General features: G+C 52.1%; 9 protein-coding genes and 1 pseudogene. 3 read left to right on the forward strand and 7 right to left on the reverse strand.

Translation table 11 applies throughout. The features are described from left to right. The 4 genes and pseudogenes from IM317_RS15485 to IM317_RS24280 form a co-directional block, all read right to left on the reverse strand. Window positions 1-83, reverse strand: an 83-nt coding sequence (locus IM317_RS15485; RefSeq protein WP_305038660.1) for an MbeD/MobD family mobilization/exclusion protein, incomplete at its 3' end; no start/stop codon positions are given. Between the two features lie 6 nt (window positions 84-89). Next, on the reverse strand, window positions 90-581 hold the full coding sequence (locus IM317_RS15490) for an MbeB family mobilization protein (protein ID WP_032623637.1): 492 nt from the start codon (window positions 579-581) through the stop codon (window positions 90-92). 677 nt (window positions 582-1,258) lie between these two features. After that, complete coding sequence (locus IM317_RS15495; RefSeq protein WP_021243036.1) at window positions 1,259-1,582, reverse strand: MobC family plasmid mobilization relaxosome protein; 324 nt, start codon at window positions 1,580-1,582, stop codon at window positions 1,259-1,261. A gap of 195 nt (window positions 1,583-1,777) precedes the next feature. Beyond that, window positions 1,778-1,957: pseudogene (locus tag IM317_RS24280) on the reverse strand (hypothetical protein). A 694-nt stretch (window positions 1,958-2,651) separates the two neighbouring features. On the opposite strand from IM317_RS24280, the gene IM317_RS15500 reads away from it, so the two are divergent. From IM317_RS15500 to IM317_RS15510, 3 genes are all read left to right on the forward strand, one after another. Further along, a complete protein-coding gene (locus IM317_RS15500; protein ID WP_032623641.1) occupies window positions 2,652-3,128 on the forward strand; it encodes a hypothetical protein in 477 nt (158 codons plus the stop codon). Between the two features lie 2 nt (window positions 3,129-3,130). Beyond that, a complete protein-coding gene (locus tag IM317_RS15505) occupies window positions 3,131-3,964 on the forward strand; it encodes a hypothetical protein (RefSeq protein WP_032623640.1) in 834 nt (277 codons plus the stop codon). Between the two features lie 292 nt (window positions 3,965-4,256). Beyond that, window positions 4,257-4,688 (forward strand): DUF6530 family protein, encoded by a 432-nt coding sequence (locus tag IM317_RS15510; protein WP_032623639.1) that lies wholly within the window; start codon window positions 4,257-4,259, stop codon window positions 4,686-4,688. A 528-nt stretch (window positions 4,689-5,216) separates the two neighbouring features. Here IM317_RS15510 and IM317_RS15515 read toward each other — a convergent pair. The 3 genes from IM317_RS15515 to IM317_RS15530 all read right to left on the reverse strand — a co-directional run bounded on the left by IM317_RS15515 (window position 5,217) and on the right by IM317_RS15530 (window position 6,952). After that, a complete protein-coding gene (locus IM317_RS15515) occupies window positions 5,217-5,432 on the reverse strand; it encodes an MbeD family mobilization/exclusion protein (protein WP_000137422.1) in 216 nt (71 codons plus the stop codon). A gap of 6 nt (window positions 5,433-5,438) precedes the next feature. Then, window positions 5,439-5,930, reverse strand: a complete 492-nt coding sequence (locus IM317_RS15520) for an MbeB family mobilization protein (protein WP_032629998.1) — start codon at window positions 5,928-5,930, stop codon at window positions 5,439-5,441. Between the two features lie 677 nt (window positions 5,931-6,607). Further along, window positions 6,608-6,952 (reverse strand): MobC family plasmid mobilization relaxosome protein, encoded by a 345-nt coding sequence (locus tag IM317_RS15530; protein WP_039025506.1) that lies wholly within the window; start codon window positions 6,950-6,952, stop codon window positions 6,608-6,610. Window positions 6,953-8,326 lie beyond the last annotated feature (1,374 nt).

Below are 8,326 nucleotides of genomic sequence, written 5' to 3' on the forward strand. Positions count from 1 at the left end.
CTCGCCCATTCGTCAAGCCTTTGCGAGTAGTCCTGCTGTAGCTGCTCTAATGCGCTCAGCAACTGCTTTTCCAGCTCTGTCATTTTCCGCTACTCCTGTTTCAGGCGGATCCATGTCGTCCCGTCGTAAGGGATGGCTTCGGTTTGCATCCCCGGCGGCAGGATAAGAAACCTCCGGCCGTCGCTGCTCTCCTGATAGCGCACTCCCCACGTCCGGGCGGTCATTTTCGCCAGGGTATCTTCCTGCTGACGAAGATGCGTGTAATTGTCGGTTATCTGCTGCCCCTGCCACCACAGAATGCTCCCGCTCGTGCCGATCAGCAGCGCTGACACCATCAGGATGGTGAGCCATGTCCGCCCGGCAGTCCGCAGTACGCTCCGCCGGTTTTTCTCCATCGCCTCGCTCATACTCTGCTCGTGGGCGAGGATGGCGTCGCTGATTCTCCTCGCGCTTGCGCTCAGTTCCGCTCTGACAGACTGCTCGTGCTCGCTGAATGCGGCTTTCAGCATCTCGCCGGTACTCTGCTGCCGCGCTTTCGATTGCTGCTCTAAGTCCTTCGCCAGCGTTAAAAGACTGCTCATAGATGGCTCCCTTCAGTCGGATGTTTCGCCCCCCGTCCGGGTCGGCAATGCTGATACTGCTTTTCGTGGTGCGCACCACCTCAAAACCTGACCGTTCCAGCGCCTCAGTGACGTCCTGACGGTTTTTCAGCTCCCCGGACGAAGCAAGGGTCAGCAGTCCCCGGGTAATGGCTTCTGCGGCCTCCTGCTTCGTTTTCGGCAGTCCGGACGGTGTGACCAGCGCCCGGCGGTTTTCCGGCGCGTTCGGGTCGTGCAGCCCCAGTCTGCCGTTCACGATGGTCTGCCAGGCATCGATGCGCGGCCGGTCGGCGCGGTCGTAGTACGGCTGGAGCCGCCTGCCGGTCAGCAGCTCGGTATTGGGGATCAGAAAGTTCAGCTCCAGACGCCCCTTGTCCTCGTGCTCCACCCACAGAATGCTGTACTGATCTTTATCAAGTCCGGGCATAAGAACCCGCTCGAAGCTGGCCATCAGTTTTTCCCGCTGGCCGGGAGGCAGATCGGCCTCAGCAAACGACAGGACGCCGGAAGTGTATTTCTTCACGTAAGGCGACGCGTCAATCAGCTCCCGGACTTCTTCCGGCTTCCCCTGCAGGACGGTGGCACCATCACGCTGCCGGTCTTTACCCAGCAGGTAGTCCACCGGCCCGGCGCCACCGCCGCGGCCGCGTGGATGAAATTTAACGATCATCGTCCGTTCCTTTCTCAAGAACGGCGTGCCGCAGCCGCTCAAGTCCGGCATCGATGGCCATCAGCGCCGCCACAATCTGCACCCTGTCATGGCCAGTGCCGCCGCCGGCGTTAACGCGGCGGGCTATCTGGTTCAGGTTGTTGCCCATGCCGGCAAGCTGGCGCAGCAGCGCCGGCGAGATCGAGGGAAGCTTTCCGGTACGCGCAGGCTTTTCGTCCAGGCAGGTCTGCCGCATCCACGCTGCCAGCTGCCTGCCGTCGCAGCGCTCAAGCAGCCGCCGGTGCTCGTCCTCCGTCACCCACATGGTGAGCATCTTGTTCCGTTTCTCTGACAAACCGGTCTCCTGATAACGCCGGGACGGGCGGGAAAACCTTTCCCGGTCGGCCGGGGTTGGACAAGCCGCAGGCGCGTCAGTGGCTTTTAGCGGGTTTCGGGGCGCAGCCCTGAACCAGTCATGTAGCGCTAGCGGAGTGTATAATGGCTTACTATGTTGGCACGGATGCGGAAATCAGTGAAGTGCTTCATGTGGAAGGAGAAAAAAGGTGGCACTAGCGCGTAAGCAGAATATGCGATACCGGAGATATTCCGCTTCCTCGCTCACTGACTCGCTGCGCTCGGTCGTTCGGCTGCGGCGAGCGGTGCGGGCTTACGAACCGGGCGGAAATTTCCTGGAGAATGCCAGGACCATACTTAGCAAATAAGAGGAAAGGCCGCGGCGTTGCCGTTTTTCCATAGGCTCCGCCCCCCTGACAAGCATCACGAAATCTGACGCTCAAATCAGTGGTGGCGAAACCCGACAGGACTATAAAGATACCAGGCGTTTCCCCCTGATGGCTCCCTCGTGCGCTCTCCTGTTCCTGCCTTTCGGTTTACCGGTGTCATTCCGCTGTTATGGCCGCGTTTGTCTCATTCCACGCCTGACACTCGGTTCCGGGAAGGCAGTTCGCTCCAAGCTGGACTGTATGCACGAACCCCCCGTTCAGTCCGACTGCTGCGCCTTATCCGGTAACTATCATCTTGAGTCCAACCCGGAAAGACACGACAAAGCGCCACTGGCAGCAGCCACTGGTAACAGATTTAGAGGAGTTAGTCTTGAAGTTATGCGCCGGTTAAGGCTAAACTGAAAGGACAAGTTTTGGTGACTGCGCTCCTCCAAGCCAGTTACCTTGGTTCAAAGAGTTGCTGCTCTGAGAACCTTCGAAAAAACCGCCTTGCTGGGCGGTTTTTTCGTTTACCGAGCAAGAGATTACGACTTAACACCTAAAATCTCAAGAGATCCTCAATACAAATTGATGTAAACTTCAGAAGAACCAACGTTCTAACTCCAAAACCCTAAAACTTTTAAAAAGCCGTAAGAAAAACCATTAAGACAAAGGAAAAAAATGAATAACGAAAGTATGGAAGCTAAGATAGCTTCACTAAACAATATACAATCCATCATAAATAGATTGGCTGAAACATCTTCAAAGCTAAAGGCAACTTATATAACAATAATATCAGCAGTGTTGACCATTGTTATTGCTTACGTAATACCTCAAAAACCAGTTGCGTCAGAAAACTTCACAACAAATGAAAAGCTTTATTCGATCTTGATATTTCTCATAATAACATTAGCGTTCATGCTTATTGATTCTTATTATTTAAGATATGAAAGAGCAATGCGTAAGGTTTATGATTTAAAGGCTGAAGATAAAAAAGACTCAGACGGAAAAATAAATTACTTTGAAATTAGCAACACATTCAACTACGTACTTAAAAACCAAAACATAAAATCAAGACCAAGCCGCTCTCAATTCATATTCTATGTAATTCCGTTTTTAGCTATAGCATTTTCTATAGCAGTATTAGCGACGAGGTAAAAATGCATAAGAAATTCCACATTGAGTTAGATTCCCTCAAGAGAGATCTAGAGAACTTTGACAGATATAATATCTTCAGTTCAGAGAGACTTGCTTATGGTAGCATTACCATAAGCGATAGGGAAAGTGTCAAACAAAGCATCATAAACTACGTGAAAGAAAATGAAGACATTGACACAGAGAAGTTGATAGGTGACATATTTCCTAAATTCACACCTCATTTGTTCATATCACACAAAAGTCAGGATGCCGGACTAGCTATAAAGCTAGCAAACATACTTTTCGAGAAATATGACATTCTTTCATTCATAGACTCTCAAGTTTGGCATCATATAAATGATATTCAGAAGATACTTGATGAAGAGTTCTCAAAGAAAAGTGAAGGTCTATATGACTATAGGAAAAGCAATATAGTCTCCAGTAATATATTTGCGATGTTATCATCATCTTTGTATAGAACCATAGATGATTCAGATGGCTTCATTTTCATTGACAGAGCAACAAAGCCAAACACAGCAAGAATAACCCACTCTACAATATCACAAATAAATACAGAGTCACCGTGGATCTATTTGGAAAACATATACAGTAATCTAATCAGAAAAAAAAGCCACAACCGATCGCAAATTATACTCGCCAAGGCTGGATTGGAAAAACTAGCAGAGGATGTTTCGGTATCGACTGAGAGTAGAAAAGAGCCTAAATTTACATATACAGCGGAAAGTGTAGATTCGAGAACAATTCAGACGATTGCTAAAGTACTTGATACACCATACGACAAAAGAGAAAAGCATCCTCTAGAGGGACTGGATTTTGTTTATAGCCTATTAAGTTGATTAGGAAAGGTCGACCCCCGGTCGGCTTTTTCGCATCTGCAGAACCACTACAATTTACCATAACATCCGTATTGCGCCCTCTGGATGGAGCACCATTTAGAGCTTTATCCACACTCTTCAACGCCCGCTATTAGCCGTATATACCAGTTAACCATCTCAGACTCATCCATCAAAAAATCAATCAAAACAATGAAATAACCTAGAATTCTCATTTTGTTACATTTAGTAAATTTACTAATTAGTAAAACAATATAATCTACAAATCAACAAATAAATGAGAGAGACATAGAGAATGAAAATCCCCGCCCACCTGAAACATAAGCCAATTATTCAAGTAGAGAATTATGATCGCATTGATGGACCATATGCCGACGACACTGATGCAATGGGGTTATCTGTTGGTATCGCACAATGGAACACCCCGGGATGGACAGAGCTTTCGGCAAAGGTTTGGCGAAATACCGGCGAGAAGTGGTCCCGTCAGTCTGAGGAGCTTCCACTTCACCGAGTAATAGACCTTGCCACTCTGATCTGCATAGCGATGGATTACAGCAAAAATGGGCGGCTATCATCCAGTGACGACTTCCCGGTCAGTCGTTCTGCAGACAACCATGAACTCACTCATCACATCGAACTAATGAAAAAAGAGTTAAAAGAAAATCAGGAATATCTCGACGAGAGCTTTAAACGCCTTTCGGCTGAATTGAAACGTCTTGGCTACTAAAAAAAGCCGCCCATCTGGGCGGCTTTTTTGTGTCTGCAGCACCGCCGTATTTACCATAACATCTGTTGGGCGCACCGCTGAAACGGGGTTGGCTGCGTTTCCGGTGCCAGACGCGAGAAAGTGGCGACAGACATAACGAAAAAACACCAGAAACGCAGCCGCTGAATATTACACTGGTGCATAGTCATGCAGCCAGATGCATGGATGTTAAAGTCACACTAAAATCCGCGCCAATGCCTTAAAAACCGACAAATGCTTCTCCAGCCAGTCCCACAGCTCCGCCGCCAGATACAGGCAGTTAAGCAATGATTCAATAAGATTTAACAGCTTCATTTCCCGCTCCTGAATAAGTCGTGACCTTTTTGATCACGAACCTATTTAGCGGGAGAAATAAGAGCCCCTCTTCGTGCGGGTTGTCAGCTGCCTGGATGGTTTAAAGTGTCGGCCCGCGGTAGGTTTTCTGCGGCTGGCGCTCCAGCTCCAGTGTTTTCTGATACTCATTCTCCCTCTGCCGGAGCTCGATGGCATTCAGTTCCCGGACAAGCGGCGCAGCTGCTCGCTTAAACTCAGCACCTGCGTGCTCAAGTCCGACACGCGCTCGTTCAGCACCGCGTTCTCCCGTTGCATAAGCCCACACATGCTCCGCCATTCCGCGAAGGCGCTCTCCCATTCGTCCAGCCTTTGCGAGTAGTCCTGCTGTAGCTGCTCTAATGCGCTCAGCAACTGCTTTTCCAGCTCTGTCATTTTCCGCTACTCCTGTTTCAGGCGGATCCATGTCGTCCCGTCGTAGGGGATGGCTTCGGTTTGCATCCCGGGCGGCAGGATAAGAAACCTCCGGCCGTCGCTGCTCTCCTGATAGCGCACTCCCCACGTCCGGGCAGTCATTTTCGCCAGGGTATCTTCCTGCTGACGAAGATGCGTGTAATTGTCGGTTATCTGCTGCCCCTGCCACCACAGTATGCTCCCGCTCGTGCCGATCAGCAGCGCTGACACCATCAGGATGGTGAACCATGTCCGCCCGGCAGTCCGCAGTACGCTCCGCCGGTTTTTCTCCATCGCCTCGCTCATACTCTGCTCGTGTGCGAGGATGGCGTCGCTGATTCTCCTCGCGCTTGCGCTCAGTTCCGCTCTGACAGACTGCTCGTGCTCGCTGAATGCGGCTTTCAGCATCTCGCCGGTACTCTGCTGCTGCGCTTTCGATTGCTGCTCTAAGTCCTTCGCCAGCGTTAAAAGACTGCTCATAGATGGCTCCCTTCAGTCGGATGTTTCGCCCCCCGTCCGGGTCGGCAATGCTGATACTGCTTTTCGTGGTGCGCACCACCTCAAAACCTGACCGTTCCAGCGCCTCAGTGACGTCCTGACGGTTTTTCAGCTCCCCGGACGAAGCAAGGGTCAGCAGTCCGCGCGTGATGGCTTCAGTGGCCTCCTGCTTCGTTTTCGGCAGTCCGGACGGCGTGACCAGCGCCCGGCGGTTTTCCGGCGCGTTCGGGTCATGCAGCCCCAGTCTGCCGTTCACGATGGTCTGCCAGGCATCGATGCGCGGCCGGTCGGCGCGGTCGTAGTACGGCTGGAGCCGCCTGCCGGTCAGCAGTTCGGTATTGGGGATCAGAAAGTTCAGCTCCAGACGCCCCTTGTCCGCGTGCTCCACCCACAGAATGCTGTACTGATCTTTATCGAGTCCGGGCATCAGAACCCGCTCGAAGCTGGCCATCAGTTTTTCCCGCTGGCCGGGAGGCAGATCGGCCTCCGCAAACGACAGGACGCCGGAGGTGTATTTCTTCACGTAAGGCGACGCATCAATCAGCTCCCGGACTTCTTCCGGCTTCCCCTGCAGGACGCTGGCGCCTTCACGCTGCCGGTCTTTACCCAGCAGATAGTCCACCGGCCCGGCGCCACCGCCGCGACCGCGTGGATGAAATTTAACGATCATCGTCCGTTCCTTTCTCAAGAACGGCGTGCCGCAGCCGCTCAAGCCCGGCATCGATGGCCATCAGCGCCGCCACAATCTGTACCCTGTCATGGCCGGTGCCGCCGCCGGCGTTAACACGGCGGGCTATCTGGTTCAGGTTATTGCCCATACCGGCAAGCTGGCGCAGCAGCGCCGGCGAGAGTGAGGGGAGCTTTCCGGTGCGCGCAGGCTTTTCGTCCAGGCAGGTCTGCCGCATCCACGCCGCCAGCGGCCTGCCGTCGCAGCGCTCAAGCAGCCGCCGGTGCTCGCCCTCCGTCACCCACATGGTGAGCATCTTGTTCCGTTTCTCTGACAAACCGGCCTCCTGATAACGCCGGGACGGGCGGGAAAGCCTTTCCCGGTCGGCGCGGGGTTGGACAAGCCGCAGGCGCGTCAGTGGCTTTTGGCGGGTTTCGGGGCGCAGCCCTGAACCAGTCACGTAGCGCTAGCGGAGTGTATACTGGCTTACTATGTTGGCACGGATGAGGGTGTCAGTGAAGTGCTTCATGTGGCAGGAGAAAAAAGGCGGCACCGGTGCGTCAGCAGAATATGTGATACAGGATATATTCCGCTTCCTCGCTCACTGACTCGCTGCGCTCGGTCGTTCGGCTGCGGCGAGCGGAAATGGCTTACGAACGGGGCGGAAATTTCCTGGAGGATGCCAGGAAGAAGCTTAACAGGGAAGCGAGAAGGCCACGGCAAAGCCGTTTTTCCATAGGCTCCGCCCCCCTGACAAGCATCACGAAATCTGACGCTCAAATCAGTGGTGGCGAAACCCGACAGGACTTAAAGATACCAGGCGTTTCCCCCTGGTGGCTCCCTCGTGCGCTCTCCTGTTCCTGCCTTTCGGTTTACCGGTGTCATTCCGCTGTTATGGCCGCGGTTTCTCATTCCACGCCTGACACTCGGTTCCGGGAAGGCAGTTCGCTCCAAGCTGGACTGTATGCACGAACCCCCCGTTCAGTCCGACTACCACGCTCTTTCCGGTAACTATCAACTTGAGTCCAACCCGAAAAGGCACGACAAATCGCCATTGGCAGTAGCCACTGGTAAACAGGATGTGCGAGAGATGTTGTGAGAGTTCTTGAAGTGGTGCCATTACTACGGCTACACTGGAAGGACAGATTTGGTGACACGTCTCGCACAAGACTGTTACCACGGTTCAGAAACTTGCCGGTTTACTGAACCTTCGAAAAACCACCTTGCCGGGTGGTTTTTTCGTTTACAGGGCAAGAGATTACGACGGTAACGACAGGATCACAAGAAGATCCTAACCTCGAAAACATTGCTCATATCCACGTCTGGATATCAACCACCCCCAGTTACTGCCACCACTTCTGTTCCCCTTGATAACATATCCTTTTGAAAAGATTACTAATCAGGCAAGATAGTAGGATGATGCACAATCACCCAACAAACCAGCATAACCATTTGAATAAATAGAAAAATAAAAACATAGGATATTAGAGTAATGAAATACATTTGCTTTGCAGCAGTAATGATTTCCCTTACAGGATGCGTTAATTCAAGTGGCGTATTACCCATGGGGCCAGATAGGGGTCCGCTTGGAAAAGGGAAAATAACCTACGCTAAGACTACTTTTTAACCAATCGGCTATTGGATATCACTCGGTTCGCGGGGCTACAGCGTATCTGTGTACGAAACCGAACGATTGCGTACACCATGCCAA

The organism is Enterobacter cloacae complex sp. S3, assembly GCF_014930495.1.
Taxonomy (GTDB): Bacteria; Pseudomonadota; Gammaproteobacteria; order Enterobacterales; family Enterobacteriaceae; genus Enterobacter; species Enterobacter asburiae_B.

Bases quoted from the DNA above. Each gene is read 5' to 3' on its own strand.
- IM317_RS15490 (WP_032623637.1), bottom strand. From the start codon at position 581: ATGAGCAGTCTTTTAACGCTGGCGAAGGACTTAGAGCAGCAATCGAAA.
- IM317_RS15495 (WP_021243036.1), bottom strand. From the start codon at position 1,582: ATGCTCACCATGTGGGTGACGGAGGACGAGCACCGGCGGCTGCTTGAG.
- IM317_RS15500 (WP_032623641.1), top strand. From the start codon at position 2,652: ATGAATAACGAAAGTATGGAAGCTAAGATAGCTTCACTAAACAATATA.
- IM317_RS15505 (WP_032623640.1), top strand. From the start codon at position 3,131: ATGCATAAGAAATTCCACATTGAGTTAGATTCCCTCAAGAGAGATCTA.
- IM317_RS15510 (WP_032623639.1), top strand. From the start codon at position 4,257: ATGAAAATCCCCGCCCACCTGAAACATAAGCCAATTATTCAAGTAGAG.
- IM317_RS15515 (WP_000137422.1), bottom strand. From the start codon at position 5,432: ATGACAGAGCTGGAAAAGCAGTTGCTGAGCGCATTAGAGCAGCTACAG.
- IM317_RS15520 (WP_032629998.1), bottom strand. From the start codon at position 5,930: ATGAGCAGTCTTTTAACGCTGGCGAAGGACTTAGAGCAGCAATCGAAA.